A 15,190-nucleotide genomic window follows, 5' to 3' on the forward strand; every position below is an offset into this window, starting at 1 on the left:
CAGCTAATCCAGCTAACATTTTCGAACGCTTTGAAGCCCGTCGCCAAGAGGATTTGAACCTCCGACCCCTCGCTTAGGAGAGCTCCAACCTATTGTCACTCTCTGTCAATCTGAGGTAAGGTAAACCCAAGTGGGATACTATATAAAACTGTTTCCGATTCAATTCGAGTTATTCTGAATACCCCCTCTGTCAAGCTCTGTCAAGCTCTGAAAGTTAGCTGATTGTTTGCTCCAGCTAATAATTGGGGAATGCCTTGATATTACCATCGACATCTGTTATATGACCACCATGCTTCGTACGTTCGATCATGGTAAACAGTATTCAATTAAACTTCCTATCGAAAGCACAAGATATTTTCTTGTCTATAAATAATATAACGCATACGAGACGGTTTGTCCATGCGTTTTTGACTGGCAAATTTTATTCAGTAAAAATATCTGTAACCTTTTTTGTAACTGAATCTCCATCATTCCATCATCAAATGATGGAGATTCCAATAGATATGATGGAGATAGACTAATTACTTCATCGTCTTCGCCAGTGAATTGAGCAATGCCCGCATCTCTGGATTTGCCAACACTTTTGCCAGAAGTTCCGGATCGACTTCATCAGCAACAGTTGCATTATTATTTTCCTGCTGTACATGCATCTGTGGATCCAGATTCTTTTTCTCATAAAACGCTTCTTCAAAAAGCTCTGCATTTTTCCTTCGGTCATCATCCAGAATATGAGAGTACACATCCGTAACCATATTGACCTGAGCATGGCCGGAATCACCCTGTACCGCCTTGATGTCTCCACCATTCAATTTCAGCTTATAAGTAACGCTGCTATGACGAAAACTGTGAAATACAACCGGTGGGAGATTATAGTCCTCGATCAGTTTTTTTAAAGGACCACGTATTGCTCCATCTCCTAGAGGAAGCCCAAAGGTACTTGCCATAACCAGGTTATAGTCCATATATTCATCACCAAGGATTTCTTTCATTTCATCCTGTTCCGCTTTCCAGTCTACCAACATATTAGCGACACTCTTTGGTAAGAATATCTTACGCACACTGCTTTCTGTCTTTGGTGTTTTCAGAATACGGACCGTAGAATTCTTCTTATGATTTGTCGGGAATACCAACAACACATCTTTTCCATCCAATGCATTCAACGATTCTTTTCTTATACGCTGTGATTCTTTGTTGATGAAGACATATGCACGGTTTTCTTCAATTGCCTCAGGAGAAATATCTACACAATCCCAGGTAAGACCAAGCAGCTCACCAAGTCGTAAGGAACATGAAAAGGATAGATTTATTGCAAGCTTTAATCGCTCATCTTCACAGACACTGAGCGCATACATTAATGTATCCGCTGTCCAGATGTCTCTTTTTTGTGATTTATGTTTTGGTACAGTCGCATGGGTGCAAGGATTCTTCTCCATCAACTCCCATTTCACTGCCTGTTCAAAACAGTTTCTAAGCAGCTTATTAATATCCCTGACCGTACTGGAAGATACAAATTCATTTCGACTGGTTTTATTCAATGGATTGATAACTGCACGTCTCTTCAAAAGACTCTGATAATATCTTTCGATGAATCTGGTATTGATCTCTGAGAGTTTCGTATCACCAATGATCGGAAGAATATAGTTATTGATAAGAGAGACATTTCCTTCATATGTAGAAAGCGCCCAGTTTTCTTTGCCATAAAGTGCAACATATTCTGTAATAAGCTCGTCCAGTGTTTTGCATTTACGGACGACAAATGATCCCATCTCTTTTTTATATTCAATTTCTTTTTTTCTTCTCTTTGCTTCGGCTTTTGTTTCATAGGTTTCCCACTTCTGTTTCCTCTCACCTTTTTCATTCGTATAAGAATAGATTACATTAAATTTTCCATTTCGTTCTCTTATAGATGCCATATTATTGCATGCTCCTTTCCAAATCTCTTTGTTCCATCCAGTCCTCAAATTCATCCCGACAGATCCTTACTCGACTGCCAACTTTTATTACTGTGAACTTCCCTTTATCCGCCCACTTGTTGATCATGCTTCTGCTGACCTTTGCCAGATAGGAAGCTTCATCAAAAGTAAGATATTTTATATTTCCATTGCTTCCTCGTATTCCGGTTTGTGATAATTTCTTCCGCCGGAAATTAGCCAGGGCAATATTCTGTTCCTGTGCAAGTTCTTCATAATCATTCGATGGATCCAGCTTATAACGGTCCTGACCTTCCAGGAATTTTTGAAAACTCTCTTTTGTGATCCTTTTCTTTTCTGCAATCACAATGAATTCAAAAAAATGACTATACTTCGGATTATCAAGAATTGTATATACTGAACTTCTGGTTGTTCCAAGCAGCTGTGCCATCTCAGGCATCGTAATAGTTGCATTTTCCAAAAGAGCGTCTTTTTCTCTGTCTTCCTTTGTTCGATACCGGGACTGGCTTTTATACCAATTCTGAAAAGATTCTTTTGGTATTCGTTTCCAGTAATCGACAATAACAGCTTCCATTTGATTTTTCTTGAGTAAATCATAAACAAGATATTCATCAACACCCAACAGATCCGCGACTTCCTTAACAGAATAGGACCAGGATTTCAATTCTTTCCCCGGTTCTTCTCCGGTAACTTTATGGTATTTAATCTGATTGGCATACCATTTTTCAAAGCTGGCAATATTGATTCGTATCTTTCCGGCAATCTCTTTTGATTCAAAAACGTTTTTATGCACCAGCCAGTATCGATCTGTCTTTTTTAATCCCAGCAGCTTTCCCATTTCCGGCACGGTCATCCAGGTTCTCTTTTGTGTCGGACGCCGTTTGTAAGGACTGTCTTCTGATATCTTTGAAATAATCTCTTCAACATCGTCCATTTCCGGAACTTCTTTTTGTTTCATAATTGCTGTTACCATTTATTCTTCACTTCCTGTCTTTTTTAGTGTTAGTGTTTTTTCTTATATCATATCTCAAATCCAGATAAAAATTTAGGATGTCGATTGCAGACAAAATCTGCCTGATCAACACCCTGTTTTTTATTGTTCCAAGTTATCGAGCCAGTCATCGAAACTCTTCTTAGAGATGCGATACTTTCCGCCATCCAACTGGATCCACCGGAATTCCTTTTTCTTTAAAAGGTTATAAATAGTAGGTCTGCTGACTCCTAAGATTTCCTGTAACTCTTGAACTGTATAACATCTTTTTTCTGACATTTCTTTATCCTCTTTTCTTTGAAATATGAAAGAAAAATTATCCCTTCATATAACGAAACGCTCAGAGCATGTTTTACAGTGGTCAAAAGCAAATTTTTTTACTTTTTTTCTTACGAGTTTTCTTTAATGCAACTCGTAACATTAGATTTTTACATTTTTCATGAAATTAAGTAAAGAAAAAGAGCATATGGAATTGAATCCATACACTCTATGATTACTGGAACTTTATTTCATTTTTAATTCAACAAACTTGAATTTATAGTCCTCTCAAAACCAATTTGCTTTTTCTTCTCGAAATACGGGAATATCACTATCTCGATATGGATTGTAATTATGAAGATTGCAACCAAACTCTTTTAATGATTTTATTTTGTTATCCTGTGTCCATACAATTAAAGATATTCCGTCAAATTCTTCAACATTTCCATTATTCATTTTGTTTTTAAAATACCACTCCACGATTGTTTGATTGCCTTGATGAAAAAATTGCTTAATCTCCCAGACAAGAACACTTCCGCGTGTATTCCATTCGTCAAACCAGTGCTTTACCGTTTTGCGGTTTTCATATTTAGGACTCCAACTCTCAGTATATACAACATCATCTGTAAAAATATTGTCAATTCCTAAATCTGCTTTCTTAATCCACATATCAAACCATAATCGGATAATTTTTTCTCTCTCGTTCATAAAGCACCTCCACAACTTCCAGTTTGCCGAAATATATTTCTAACTTTCCCTATTTTACAGGCTTTCCAGCCTGTGCATTAGCGAAACGATATGTATTTTCCCTTATTTTTGCCCTTATGAGATAATCGTAAGGGAAATAAGGGAAAGTTTTATTTAGTCATTGCCTGCCACTTTATCAAGTAACCTTGCAGATTCCCGCTTGGCTTTTCTTGTAGAGTGTGCATAGACATTCATGGTGGTACTGACATCTGAGTGCCCTAACAGTTCCTGCACATCCTTTGGTGCTGCTCCATTTGCCAGAAGGTTGCTTGTGTAGGTGTGTCGCAGCTGGTGAAAATGAAATCCTTCAAATCCATCCAGTTTCTGAGCAATCTTCCTGCAAACAATTCCTAACGTGCTTGGCAGTTCCAGACTTCCATCCGGTCTTAAGCAGACAAAGGATATTTCCTTATAATCCTCTGGAACGTTCTCTGTTCCGTCTAGATGATAGAACTCATAGTAAACTCTGTTTTTGTCTTTTACTTCTCTGTAGTAGTTTTTATGGTAAAGTTCTCCGTACTGCATTCGGTTTTTAAGTTGTTCCTTTCGGGCATTGCGAAGAATCTCTGCCAGTGTATCTCCAAAATCAACAATCCTTACCTTTTTTCGTTTGGTTGGTCCGATGATATTCTTGTGCCTTGAACCATCATATCGGATACTGCGTCTGATTGTAAGGCACTGTTCTTCAAGATTCACATCCTGCCATGCCAGACCACAGGCTTCACCGATACGAAGTCCTGCATAATAAGCTATCTGGATTGGAAGTATTGCCGGTGGATTGTAATTCTGTAGAAATTCAATCAGTCTTTCATAATCCTCTCGTGGAATTGGCTGTATATCGCCATCCATGTCATCATCGGAAAACAGGTCAACCTCATCCGTCTGGTATTTCAGCTTAATATACTGCATCGGATTGAAAGTGATATATTGCTTTGGTGATACTGCAAATCGGAATGACTGCTGTAATACTGCCGAGAAAGAACGAATGTAATCTTTGCTATAACCTTTTCTTTCTGAACCATCTGGATAAGTGCCACCAAAGGAAAGCAGATCGAAGAAGGCTTGTAAATGCTCAGATGTTACATTTTTCAACTTTCTCTCTGAAATTGGATGCTTCTTGATGTTGGTAATGGCACCGAGGTAATTCTGGACTGTCCCATTACTGAGCATACCGGTCTTTAATTCTTCCTCTGCCCATATATCAAGTAATTCTCCAATTGTAATATTTTCCGACTTTGCAATGAATTTCTTGCTTTCGTAATCGTCCATTGCCTGACGGAGCAGTTTTTCCGTTTCACTTTTACTTTCTGTTCCAGCGTATTCTTTCTGAACCAGATTGCCGCTTGCATCTTCTACATAGAAGCGGTAGTACCATTTCTTTCCTTTTTTTCTTACAGATCCTTTTGCCATAATCGTGTGTCTCCTTTCGATATCAGACAATCGGAACTGATGAAATGCTTCTTGCGTGTAAGTATATCATAACTCCGGTTGTCGTTCTATACCGAATCGGAATCCTCATACAAAACTTCTGATAAAAGATTTTCAAGCCTTTGTTCTGCCATTTCCGGTTTCTTGGAATAGAGCCTTACAATATCTGCCATATCATTAAAGGCATTAACGGTATGGGTGATCTCCCGGAGAAACATAATCTCGTTATATTCATCATTCGATTCAAATCCCATTGCCTTTGCAATATCCGCTTCATTCGTGTTGCCCTTGTAATTCTTGCAGGCAAACTGGAATGATTCCAGAAACAGGTTATATTGCTTTAACATCAACAGCAGTAAATCTTTGGAAAAAGCATCTTCCTTTTTACTAAGGTCGAGAGGTAACTGTTTGAGAATATCGCCCATTGCATCACGAATCTGTAATTCTTTCTTATCCGTAATATCGGTTTCGTATTCATCGGTTTCCCCCTTGAGCCATTCAATAGATACATGAAGTGCTTCCGAAAGACCTTCCAGCACCATCTTTTTGGTATTGTCAATCGAACCATTCTCATAACGCAGGATTGTGGAAGCGGTAACTCCCATCTTCTCTGCAACATAAGGCTGTGTCAGATTTAATTCCAGACGACGCTGTTTTGCCCTGCTACCTATCAGCTTGCGTAGTTCTTTATCTTTCATGCTGATTGCCTCCTTTTTCGGTATGTATGAATTATAGCATGTACCTTACATAATTGCAATATGCAATTTAATGATTATTTTTAAAATTTCATAACGCTTGACAACACAATATAAAACCGCTATACTAACAGCACAACAAAAATTGCATAATGCAATTTAACGGGAGGTGACAAGATGACGGAAAGAAAGATTGCATTATCCATCGAGGAAGCAGCCGACTATACAGGAATTGGAAGAAACACTTTGAGAAAGCTGGTTGAATGGAAGAAGCTTCCGGTATTAAAAGTCGGAAGAAAAGTCCTTATTAAAACTGACATTCTGGAAAAGTTCATGGAAGCCAACGAGGGGCGAGATCTGAGGGATAAAGGAAATGTAAAAGCTGTCACAAGAAATGTGGCAACTTAAAAAGGCGGCTTCCTACGAAACCGCCAAAGGTTCTATCAGACCGAAGCCATGATATACCTACACGCAAGAGGATTATACCATGTGCTTCTCCTGATATGCAACCGGGAACTGTTGTTTATCGGAAAAAGAAAGGATGAAGACGATATGGCGAAATCAACAAAGACTTATGAAGAAAGAATACGTGCATTAGAGAAAAAGGAACAGGAAAGCATTGAAGCTACAAAAAAGCTCATAGCACAGCGGAAGGAACTGGAAAAGAGAAAGAAAGCGGAAGAAAGTAAAAAACGAACCCACAGGCTCTGTCAGATTGGAGGAGCGGTGGAATCGGTTCTTGGCTGTCCGATTGAGGAGGAAGATTTACCAAAGTTGATAGGCTTCTTAAAAAGGCAGGAAACAAACGGGAAGTTTTTCTCAAAAGCGATGCAGAAAGAATTAGTTACAGACATGGAGGAAGTGTAATGGCGGAGGGAGTGGGTTTTCCATTCCCTTCATTGCCTTTGAATGAAGGGCGCACTTATGGACAACCAGAGGTCGTCCTTATAAGTTTGCCACAAGTGGCAACCGGTCTGCGCTTACGCTTGCCGGGCTCGTTCCGTCGGCGGGGCTTTCAGCCAGACCTGCTCATGCCGCAGGGGGCACTCTTGCGCAGAGGGCGTTCCGACAGCTTCACTCCTGCAAAACCAGAAGAAGATGCTGTCGGAAATCAATGCCGGATACGGCAGAAAGGGGGAATCGTATCATGGCGATATTTCACTTTACAGTAAAGATTGTCGGGCGCAGTAAAGGAAAATCTGTCATATCCGCATCGGCATATCTTAATGGAGATGTGATGAAGAATGAGGAAACAGGCAGAATCAGTTACTATACTTCCAAAAAGGAAATCGTCTACACCAGTCTGATGATGTGCGAAAATGCACCTCCTGAATGGCTGCATGTACCGGAAGAAAATATAAAAAGGTTTCAACAGTCTATCCGTTATAAAAGAGCGGATGATAAAGATGCCGCACTGGAAAAGTTTAAAATCACATTTCAGAAACAGCGGCTATGGAATGAGGTCTTGAAGATAGAAAAAAATTCAGATGCACAGCTTGGACGCTCATTTGAATTTTCCCTGCCGAAAGAATGGAGCAGACAGGAACAGATTGATTATACAACGAAATATATTCAAAAGACTTTCGTGGACGAGGGAATGTGTGCCGACTGGAGCATACACGATAAGGGCGACGGGAACCCACATGTGCATTTACTTGTAACCATGCGACCATTCAATCCAGATCACTCATGGGGCAACAAAGAAGTCAAGGACTGGGATTTTGTCAGAGATACTGACGGAAATATCGTGGTTGATGAATCCCACCCGGACTGGTGGCAGGATAAGAAAAATCCTGACCGGCATGGAATCCGTATTCCGGTACTTGATGAAAACGGAGTACAGAAAGTCGGGGCAAGAAACAGAAAACAATGGAAACGTGTTCTGACCGATGCTACCGGCTGGAGTAATCCAAAGAATTGTGAGTTATGGCGAAGCGAATGGGCTAAGACGTGTAACCGACATTTATCCATAGACAATCATATTGACCACCGCTCTTATGAAAGACAGGGTAAATTAAAAGTTCCTACTATCCATGAGGGTGCAGATGCAAGAAAGATTGAGGAAAAATATCTCACCGGACAGATAAGGAAAGGTTCATGGAAGGTTGAGGAAAACCAGATGATTAAAAAACAAAATGCACTATTGCAAAAGGTAATTGAAACCTTTGGTAAGGTATCCGGTGCATTGTCGATGTGGAGGGAGTGGTTGAATGACATTAGAAGAAAGCAAAGAAGTAATTCCCATGATGGAAGCAATGATTACACAGATAGAGGAACAGCAGAATATCATGGCAGAGATGCTTCAGGAGATACAGGAAAAGGACGAGAAGCTGATGTGTTTTCAGGAGCAGGAAGAACGATTGCAGCAATTAGAGAGCGAATTATCAGAGCTGCTACAAATCTTACCGAATACAGAAGAACTGTTGATGCTTCTGGAAGAAAAGACAGACCAGATACAGAAACTCACAGACGAAAATCAGCAATGGCAGGAATTGGCACAGAAATTAAACAGCGAGAACCGGCTATTGCAGAAACAGAACAGCGAATTGTTGAACTTGAACAGCAATTAGAGAAAGGAAGGTTGATTGATGAACGAATTAAGAAACTCAAAGAGCGACGATCAACTGGAAGAACTGCTAATGCTGACGGAGCAGATGCAGGAAGAACTCGACCAGAAAGACCAGACTATCGAGAAACTGAAAGTGCAGCTCGACGAATCGCTGACCTTGAACGAGAGGTTAAACAGCGAGAACAGAGTCGGGAACATTCAAGCCTTAAAGAACGACTTGAGGAAAACAAAAGAATTGTTGCAGAGCGAGAAAGAGAAAACGCACGCTGCCGAAATCATGACAGAGGAATGTCAAGATAAGCTAAGGCAGGCAGAACAGGAACGGGACTATGCACTCTCTCATCAGAAAAAAGTAGAGATACCGGTTGAAAAGCCGGTACTCTATCAAAAGTGTGGGAACTGTAACCTGACAGCTTATCTGAAAGCCAAGGAAAAGTATGATACGCAGAGAGAAAAACTGGCAGGCAGATATAAAACAAAAACAGCCATGTATGAAGCATTGATGTTTCTGCTGATATGGTATTCCGTATCAACTACTCTTTTTCAGATGATACGGTCAAAAATATTTATTTCTGATTGCGTGGTATTCTTTGATACAATCGCCACTTTTATACAGACCATTGCAGGGTGGATTATACTGACAGGAAAGAACATGGCACAGATTAGTAATGGAATATCCAATCCTGTCGTTGCCGGAATTGTATATTGGCTGATAAGAATACTGATCTGCGGTGGATGTTTGGTGGGTGCTGGAATACTTGTAGCATTTATAGAGATAAAGATTGCAGAGTTATATAAGAAGTGCTGTTGGGATATGATTACCATAATGGTAATACTTATAAGCATGGCAACAGCTATCTACTTTGGGAAGTGGATAAAGACAACATTGCCAATCAATCTGCTATTTCTCTTATTATTCGTGCAACTGGTATATGTTGGAATCAGGTGGTATGTAAAGGGATGGCGAGAAACAAGGGGATATCATTAAAACAAAAATACCGATATTTTATTGGTACTATATGCCTTTACTTTCGTGCTAATATATATTATCATATTAGCACGAAAGGAGAAAGCATATGACTCAGTTTGAAAAATTAGATTTGTTGTTGCGTGAATGTGGAGGGACAATTCAGACATTTCAAGTTCTAAATAATGGAATTAGTAAGTCTGTGTTTTATGCATATGTGAAGGAACGAGGATTAGAACAAGCTGCTCATGGTGTGTATGTATCGCCGGATACGTGGACAGATGCAATGTACCTTTTGCATTTACGTTGTGGTCAAGCTGTATTTTCTCATGAAACTGCATTGTTTTTTCATGATTTAACGGACAGAGAGCCTTTGAAATACACCATAACAGTAAGAACTGGATATAATCCAAGTCGTTTGCAGGAAGACGGTTTTCAAGTGTACACAGTAAAAAAGGATTTACATGAAATAGGAATCATAGCTATGCAGACATCATTCGGACATTCCGTTCCCGTTTATGACATGGAGAGAACAATTTGTGATCTGCTTCGTAGCAGAAAAAATGTTGAAATGCAGGTCTTTCAAGACGCATTGAAACAATATGCAAAACGTAAGGATAAAAACTTACGGATGCTTATGAAATACGCAGCTATGTTTCATGTTGAAAACATACTTAGACCCTATTTGGAGGTGTTACTTTAGATGATAACAACGGCAAGACAATTAAAGGATTTAATTCGTAATATGTCAAAGAAAAAATCCGCAGATGCACAGATTTTGATGCGGAATTATATGATGGAACGTTTTTTAGAACGAATTTCTTTATCAGAGTATAAAAACCAGTTTATATTAAAAGGTGGAATGCTTGTGGCGGCAATGGTTGGTCTGGATGCCAGAGCTACTATGGATCTGGATGCTACCATAAAAGGCACTAATGTTAGTGTGGAGGATGTAGAAATGATTATATCCCAAATTATATCAATTCCACTGGACGATGGTGTTTCATTTCGGGTCAAACGGATATCGGAAATCATGGAAGAAGCAGATTATCCGGGTGTTCGTGTAAGCATGGAAACGAAATTTGATGGTGTAATCACACCATTAAAGATTGATATTTCTACAGGGGATGTAATTACACCAAGAGAAATCAAGTACAAATTTAATCTTATGCTTGAAGACCGCACTATTGAGGTATGGGCATATAATCTGGAAACGGTATTGGCTGAAAAATTGGAAACTGTTGTTAGTCGAAACGTTACAAATACACGAATGAGAGATTTTTATGATATTTATATTTTACAAAAGTTGTATGGAGAACAACTCCAAAAACAAGTTTTATGGACTGCACTTGTGGCTACAGCCAAAAAAAGGGGAACATTAGACCTGATAGAAGCTGAGGATATAAGAGAAATATTTGATGAAATTGAATCAAGTCCGGTTATGGAGACCTTATGGAAAACATATCAAAAAAATTATTCTTATGCTGCTGATATTTCATGGCATGCAATTGTGAAGTCAATCTGTGCATTATATGGAAGTATATTGGAGAATATGTATAACACATAAAAAACTGATATGTAAATTACGTTAGCATTTTGAGTTGCCTAAATTCGAAAGTTAGGAAAATCTTAATAATTTCTCAGGCAATCCATTGTGAATTTAGATGTTGTATTTGCTATACTTAATTGGAAATATGAGCAAAGGAGTTGAAAATATGTCTGAAAAGATATTGATTATAGATGACGAGCAAGATATAGCGGATCTGTTGGAGGTCTACTTGAAAAACGAAAATTACGTCGTTTATAAATTTTACTGTGCAACGGATGCCATGTCGTGTATTGAAAGCGGCGACATTGATCTTGCCATTCTGGATATTATGCTCCCGGATATGAACGGCTTTTCACTTTGCCAGCTTATCCGAAAGAAATACACTTATCCAATCATAATGCTAACGGCTAAAATTGAGGAAACGGATAAAATAACGGGGCTGACATTGGGAGCGGACGATTATGTGACAAAACCCTTTCGCCCACTTGAAGTAGTTGCCAGAGTGAAAGCGCAGTTAAGACGTTACAAGAAATATTCACCCGGTATCATCACAGAGAAAATTCCATCGGAACTTTCCTATAACAAATTGTGCTTGAATGTGCAGACCCATGAATGTCTGTTAGACGGGGAACTTGTTTCTCTAACCCCGACAGAATTTTCTATTCTCCACGTCCTTTTGTCAAGTGCTGGAAATGTTGTAAGCATTGAGGAACTGTTTCATGCGGTTTGGAAAGATGAATACTACTCTAAAAACAGCAGCACAATTACTGTGCATATCCGGCATCTGCGCGAGAAACTGAACGATACTTCCGATACTCCGCAGTATATTAAAACGATTTGGGGTGTCGGCTACAAAATTTAAGCGAAAGGAGAACGCTATGAAGAGAAAATCAAATTGTTTGGTAACTATTTTATTCTTAATTTATCTGGCACTTCTGGTTTGGATCATACTGTTCAAACTACAGTTTTCAATCAGTGATCTGGATAAAGTAAGGAGTATAAACCTTATTCCTTTTCACTATGACAAAGAAGTTGGCGCAGCATTTCACTTAACAGAGGTACTCGAAAATTTCTTGATTTTTGTTCCTATGGGCATTTATCTTCAAATGCTTCTGCCAAGAACAAAATTATATGTGAAGTTCATGCTGATTGCTGGAACAAGTTTTTTATTGGAAACTATGCAGTATATCTTAGCAGTCGGACGTTCTGATATTACTGATGTACTTACAAATACGGCAGGTGGTCTTTTGGGGCTTGCTGTATATTCGATGGCAGCCCGGTTAATCGGAAATAGAATAAAAGCAAACAGACTGTTTTCCATTCTGGCAGGCATAGTAAGTGTTGTCGTGATTGGTCTGCTTGGCTTTCTTCTGTTTGCTAATCGGTAGGAGGTGTATTCTCATGTCGAATAAAGAAATGACAACAGAAAAGCGCCTTAAAGTGCGCTTATACCTATCATTGCTGGCTTATACCGTTGTTGGATATGGTTTGACCCTTATCTTGGACTACATCTTTTCAAAATTTGACAACGGTATTTTTGCATGGCTCTACTGGCGGCTTGATCTGCTTTTTATTTTGTATCTGATGCTCGGCTTTATATGTATCTTCAATTACTATTGGAAAAAGCCGTGGGGCTATCTGGATGAAGTAATTGACGCAACCCAAACGGTCTATGAGCAGAACAATCATACAGTATCGTTGTCTGAGCCACTGAAAGAACTGGAGGAACAGCTCAATCAGATTAAAATGTCTGTTCTGTTGAGCAAGCAGGCTGCAAAGCAGGCAGAAGAAAAGAAAAATGAAATTATTATGTATCTGGCACATGATATACGCACCCCTCTCACAACAGTAATCGGCTATTTGAGCCTGCTCCATGAAGCCCCTGACATGCCTGAACAGCAAAAGGAAAAGTATGTAAAAGTGGCGTTGAATAAGGCAGAGCGCCTTGAAAAGCTCATCAATGAACTTTTTGAAATTACCAAGTACAATGCACATACGGTTATTATCAAAAAAGAAACTGTGGATTTACATTGTCTGATTGCGCAGGTAATAGATGAAATATATCCGACACTCTCCGCAAATGGCAATACAGCGGTATTTACTGCGGAGGATAACTTATCCGTGAACGCTGACCCTGAAAAACTGGCGAGAGTTTTCAGTAATCTTTTACGAAATGCTGCGTCATATAGTTACCCGCAGACAGAAATCACTATATCCGCCAAGCGGTTAGAGCATGATATTCAGATCACTTTTGAAAATCATGGAAAAACAATTCCACAGGAACAGCTTAACAGTATATTTGAAAAATTCAATCGCTTGGATGATGCTCGGCTTTCTAATACAGGTGGTGCGGGTCTTGGTCTTTCTATTGCGGAAGAAATTATACATTTACATGGTGGAAAGATTACTGCATCCAGTCAAAACGAAACCATAGACTTTGTGATTACATTACCACTTTCCGCTTAGGAAAATAAGAATGTGATCTTAGGAATTACTTAGGAATTTAAGCGTGTGATTTTTGAGATTGAAAAGCCTTTGTTCGGTACAATGATTATCGAACAAGGGCTTTTTATTGTTCAGCTGAAGCAAAAGAAAGGAGTGTAAGCATGGAACTGAAAATAGAGCATTTAAGCAAGCAGTTCAAAGACAAAACAGCAGTAAATGATGTCAATCTGACATTGACTCCCGGCGTTTGGGGACTTTTGGGGGCGAATGGTGCAGGGAAAACCACGCTCATGCGCATGATTGCTGATATTATGACACCAACCAACGGAGCGGTTTACTATGACGGAAAAGACATTCGAGAGTTAGGTGAAGTCTACCGAAGCAAGTTTGGCTTTCTGCCGCAGGATTTTGGGTATCACCGGGATTTTACGGTCAAAGATTATTTGGAGTATATGGCTGCGCTGAAAGATATTCCTACAAGGGCAACCACCCAAAAGATCAATCATTTGTTGGACATTCTTTCGCTCTCCGATGTGAAAAAGAAAAAAATCTCCAATCTGTCAGGCGGCATGAAGCGTCGTGTTGGTATTGCGCAGGCTATGTTGAACGACCCGGAGATACTTGTCATGGACGAACCGACAGCAGGACTTGATCCCGGGGAGCGCGTGCGTCTGCGGAATTTCATTTCCGAGTTTTCGCATGATCGAATCGTGTTGATTTCCACCCATATCGTATCTGACATAGAATATATTTCTACGCGCAACGCAATTATGAAAGCCGGAGAAATTGTTGATGTCGGAACTACCGCAGAACTTGTCAAGCGGATTGAGGGCAAGGTTTGGAATTGCATAATTCCGACCTCAAAGCTGCCGGAATGTGAAATGCGGCTGCGCATTATCAATCAGCGAGGCGAAGATCACAATCAGGTTTCTATTCGTTATCTGTCCGAACATTCGGAAATTGATGGGGCTGTTACAACGGAGCCACGATTGGAAGATCTGTATCTGTGGTTGTTCCCGCAGACAGACTTGGAAAAGGAGGACAGATAATATGCGGCTCTTTAGACTTGAACTAAAACGTATTTTGAAGTCACGGCGCACCCTGATTTTACTTGCAATCGCACTTTTGCTTTCCGTAGCCATGGCATACCTGCCTATTTCATTTGAGGGTATTAACCGTCCAAACGAAGATGGCACGGTTACAGAATTAGATGGCTTGGCAGCTATCAAGTACAAACAAGATTTATATAAAACATCCGCTGGTGAAGTGACCCCGGATAGGATCAAATCGGCTTTGGAAACTTATCAAAGCTGCGTTCGAGAATATGGGCCAGTCGAGGAAGAGGGCTTTCCTCTGGCTGTATTTATTGAAAAAATCGTCCCGTTCCGTCACTTGCTGATGGGTCTGTCCGAAGCGTTTGCTGATCCAGTAACAGGCATTGGTGCTGATTTAATGGATATTGACCCGAATGATATTGACGGAGCCTATTATGAAAAGTGCGCAGAACATTTACAGGATGTCATGCGGAATGAGCAAAGAGAAAACGAAACCGCACAGCAGAAAGCTCTTGAAAAATATTCAGAACTTGATACGCCATTTTATCTTCATTC

General features: G+C 39.7%; 18 protein-coding genes and 1 pseudogene. 12 read left to right on the top strand and 7 right to left on the bottom strand.

Annotated features, from left to right (window positions below):
- Positions 1–521 precede the first annotated feature (521 nt).
- From GPK88_RS06815 to GPK88_RS06845, 7 genes are all read right to left on the bottom strand, one after another.
- Positions 522–1,913: a site-specific integrase gene (locus GPK88_RS06815; RefSeq protein ID WP_173688246.1), complete on the bottom strand. Its 1,392-nt coding sequence runs from the start codon at positions 1,911–1,913 to the stop codon at positions 522–524.
- A gap of 1 nt (position 1,914) precedes the next feature.
- Positions 1,915–2,904, bottom strand: coding sequence for a helix-turn-helix domain-containing protein (locus GPK88_RS06820; protein WP_215707625.1), 990 nt, complete (start codon positions 2,902–2,904; stop codon positions 1,915–1,917).
- 47 nt (positions 2,905–2,951) lie between these two features.
- Positions 2,952–3,089 (bottom strand): hypothetical protein, encoded by a 138-nt coding sequence (locus GPK88_RS06825; protein WP_187306285.1) that lies wholly within the window; start codon positions 3,087–3,089, stop codon positions 2,952–2,954.
- Entirely contained in the window at positions 3,025–3,201 is a 177-nt protein-coding gene (locus GPK88_RS06830) for a helix-turn-helix domain-containing protein (protein WP_003864535.1), read from the bottom strand. The genes GPK88_RS06825 and GPK88_RS06830 overlap by 65 nt, the downstream gene beginning before the upstream one ends.
- 267 nt (positions 3,202–3,468) lie before the next feature.
- Positions 3,469–3,888, bottom strand: coding sequence for a nuclear transport factor 2 family protein (locus GPK88_RS06835; protein WP_006573504.1), 420 nt, complete (start codon positions 3,886–3,888; stop codon positions 3,469–3,471).
- 153 nt (positions 3,889–4,041) lie between these two features.
- Complete coding sequence (locus GPK88_RS06840) at positions 4,042–5,337, bottom strand: tyrosine-type recombinase/integrase (RefSeq protein ID WP_012744228.1); 1,296 nt, start codon at positions 5,335–5,337, stop codon at positions 4,042–4,044.
- An 86-nt stretch (positions 5,338–5,423) separates the two neighbouring features.
- Positions 5,424–6,053 carry a helix-turn-helix domain-containing protein gene (locus tag GPK88_RS06845; protein ID WP_012744229.1) on the bottom strand — a complete coding sequence of 210 codons (630 nt, stop codon included), beginning with the start codon at positions 6,051–6,053 and terminating at the stop codon, positions 5,424–5,426.
- A 174-nt stretch (positions 6,054–6,227) separates the two neighbouring features.
- Between GPK88_RS06845 and GPK88_RS06850 the strand changes: the two genes are divergently transcribed.
- From GPK88_RS06850 to GPK88_RS06905, 12 genes and pseudogenes are all read left to right on the top strand, one after another.
- Positions 6,228–6,458 carry a helix-turn-helix domain-containing protein gene (locus tag GPK88_RS06850; protein ID WP_003505382.1) on the top strand — a complete coding sequence of 77 codons (231 nt, stop codon included), beginning with the start codon at positions 6,228–6,230 and terminating at the stop codon, positions 6,456–6,458.
- A gap of 144 nt (positions 6,459–6,602) precedes the next feature.
- A complete protein-coding gene (locus tag GPK88_RS06855; protein ID WP_041254741.1) occupies positions 6,603–6,917 on the top strand; it encodes a hypothetical protein in 315 nt (104 codons plus the stop codon).
- A complete protein-coding gene (locus GPK88_RS06860; RefSeq protein ID WP_012744231.1) occupies positions 6,917–7,222 on the top strand; it encodes a hypothetical protein in 306 nt (101 codons plus the stop codon). Before GPK88_RS06855 ends, GPK88_RS06860 begins: the two co-directional genes overlap by 1 nt.
- Positions 7,198–8,919 (top strand): MobA/MobL family protein, encoded by a 1,722-nt coding sequence (locus tag GPK88_RS06865; protein ID WP_215707626.1) that lies wholly within the window; start codon positions 7,198–7,200, stop codon positions 8,917–8,919. Before GPK88_RS06860 ends, GPK88_RS06865 begins: the two co-directional genes overlap by 25 nt.
- Positions 8,897–9,607 (top strand): DUF6040 family protein, encoded by a 711-nt coding sequence (locus GPK88_RS06870; protein WP_003505369.1) that lies wholly within the window; start codon positions 8,897–8,899, stop codon positions 9,605–9,607. Before GPK88_RS06865 ends, GPK88_RS06870 begins: the two co-directional genes overlap by 23 nt.
- Before the next feature lie 88 nt (positions 9,608–9,695).
- Complete coding sequence (locus tag GPK88_RS06875) at positions 9,696–10,289, top strand: type IV toxin-antitoxin system AbiEi family antitoxin domain-containing protein (protein WP_003505367.1); 594 nt, start codon at positions 9,696–9,698, stop codon at positions 10,287–10,289.
- Entirely contained in the window at positions 10,290–11,153 is an 864-nt protein-coding gene (locus GPK88_RS06880) for a nucleotidyl transferase AbiEii/AbiGii toxin family protein (RefSeq protein WP_012744233.1), read from the top strand.
- Positions 11,154–11,301: 148 nt separating this feature from the next.
- Positions 11,302–11,997: a response regulator transcription factor gene (locus GPK88_RS06885; protein ID WP_172622362.1), complete on the top strand. Its 696-nt coding sequence runs from the start codon at positions 11,302–11,304 to the stop codon at positions 11,995–11,997.
- A 16-nt stretch (positions 11,998–12,013) separates the two neighbouring features.
- Complete coding sequence (locus GPK88_RS06890; RefSeq protein ID WP_195257292.1) at positions 12,014–12,523, top strand: VanZ family protein; 510 nt, start codon at positions 12,014–12,016, stop codon at positions 12,521–12,523.
- 13 nt (positions 12,524–12,536) lie between these two features.
- A complete protein-coding gene (locus GPK88_RS06895; RefSeq protein ID WP_195257291.1) occupies positions 12,537–13,601 on the top strand; it encodes a sensor histidine kinase in 1,065 nt (354 codons plus the stop codon).
- A 140-nt stretch (positions 13,602–13,741) separates the two neighbouring features.
- Positions 13,742–14,629, top strand: a complete 888-nt coding sequence (locus GPK88_RS06900; RefSeq protein WP_003505354.1) for an ABC transporter ATP-binding protein — start codon at positions 13,742–13,744, stop codon at positions 14,627–14,629.
- Between the two features lies 1 nt (position 14,630).
- Positions 14,631–15,190, top strand: a pseudogene (locus GPK88_RS06905) (ABC transporter permease); the annotation flags it as partial.

The organism is Blautia sp. MCC269 (assembly GCF_018785655.1).
Classification (GTDB): domain Bacteria; phylum Bacillota; class Clostridia; order Lachnospirales; family Lachnospiraceae; genus Blautia_A.

What these genes read in the sequence shown, in the direction of transcription:
- GPK88_RS06860 (WP_012744231.1), top strand. Translation starts at nt 6,917, where the DNA reads ATGGCGGAGGGAGTGGGTTTTCCATTCCCTTCATTGCCTTTGAATGAA.
- GPK88_RS06885 (WP_172622362.1), top strand. Translation starts at nt 11,302, where the DNA reads ATGTCTGAAAAGATATTGATTATAGATGACGAGCAAGATATAGCGGAT.
- GPK88_RS06900 (WP_003505354.1), top strand. Translation starts at nt 13,742, where the DNA reads ATGGAACTGAAAATAGAGCATTTAAGCAAGCAGTTCAAAGACAAAACA.
- GPK88_RS06880 (WP_012744233.1), top strand. Translation starts at nt 10,290, where the DNA reads ATGATAACAACGGCAAGACAATTAAAGGATTTAATTCGTAATATGTCA.
- GPK88_RS06875 (WP_003505367.1), top strand. Translation starts at nt 9,696, where the DNA reads ATGACTCAGTTTGAAAAATTAGATTTGTTGTTGCGTGAATGTGGAGGG.
- GPK88_RS06870 (WP_003505369.1), top strand. Translation starts at nt 8,897, where the DNA reads ATGACAGAGGAATGTCAAGATAAGCTAAGGCAGGCAGAACAGGAACGG.
- GPK88_RS06855 (WP_041254741.1), top strand. Translation starts at nt 6,603, where the DNA reads ATGGCGAAATCAACAAAGACTTATGAAGAAAGAATACGTGCATTAGAG.
- GPK88_RS06890 (WP_195257292.1), top strand. Translation starts at nt 12,014, where the DNA reads ATGAAGAGAAAATCAAATTGTTTGGTAACTATTTTATTCTTAATTTAT.
- GPK88_RS06830 (WP_003864535.1), bottom strand. Translation starts at nt 3,201, where the DNA reads ATGTCAGAAAAAAGATGTTATACAGTTCAAGAGTTACAGGAAATCTTA.
- GPK88_RS06845 (WP_012744229.1), bottom strand. Translation starts at nt 6,053, where the DNA reads ATGAAAGATAAAGAACTACGCAAGCTGATAGGTAGCAGGGCAAAACAG.
- GPK88_RS06820 (WP_215707625.1), bottom strand. Translation starts at nt 2,904, where the DNA reads ATGGTAACAGCAATTATGAAACAAAAAGAAGTTCCGGAAATGGACGAT.
- GPK88_RS06825 (WP_187306285.1), bottom strand. Translation starts at nt 3,089, where the DNA reads ATGGCGGAAAGTATCGCATCTCTAAGAAGAGTTTCGATGACTGGCTCG.
- GPK88_RS06895 (WP_195257291.1), top strand. Translation starts at nt 12,537, where the DNA reads ATGTCGAATAAAGAAATGACAACAGAAAAGCGCCTTAAAGTGCGCTTA.
- GPK88_RS06815 (WP_173688246.1), bottom strand. Translation starts at nt 1,913, where the DNA reads ATGGCATCTATAAGAGAACGAAATGGAAAATTTAATGTAATCTATTCT.
- GPK88_RS06840 (WP_012744228.1), bottom strand. Translation starts at nt 5,337, where the DNA reads ATGGCAAAAGGATCTGTAAGAAAAAAAGGAAAGAAATGGTACTACCGC.
- GPK88_RS06835 (WP_006573504.1), bottom strand. Translation starts at nt 3,888, where the DNA reads ATGAACGAGAGAGAAAAAATTATCCGATTATGGTTTGATATGTGGATT.
- GPK88_RS06865 (WP_215707626.1), top strand. Translation starts at nt 7,198, where the DNA reads ATGGCGATATTTCACTTTACAGTAAAGATTGTCGGGCGCAGTAAAGGA.
- GPK88_RS06850 (WP_003505382.1), top strand. Translation starts at nt 6,228, where the DNA reads ATGACGGAAAGAAAGATTGCATTATCCATCGAGGAAGCAGCCGACTAT.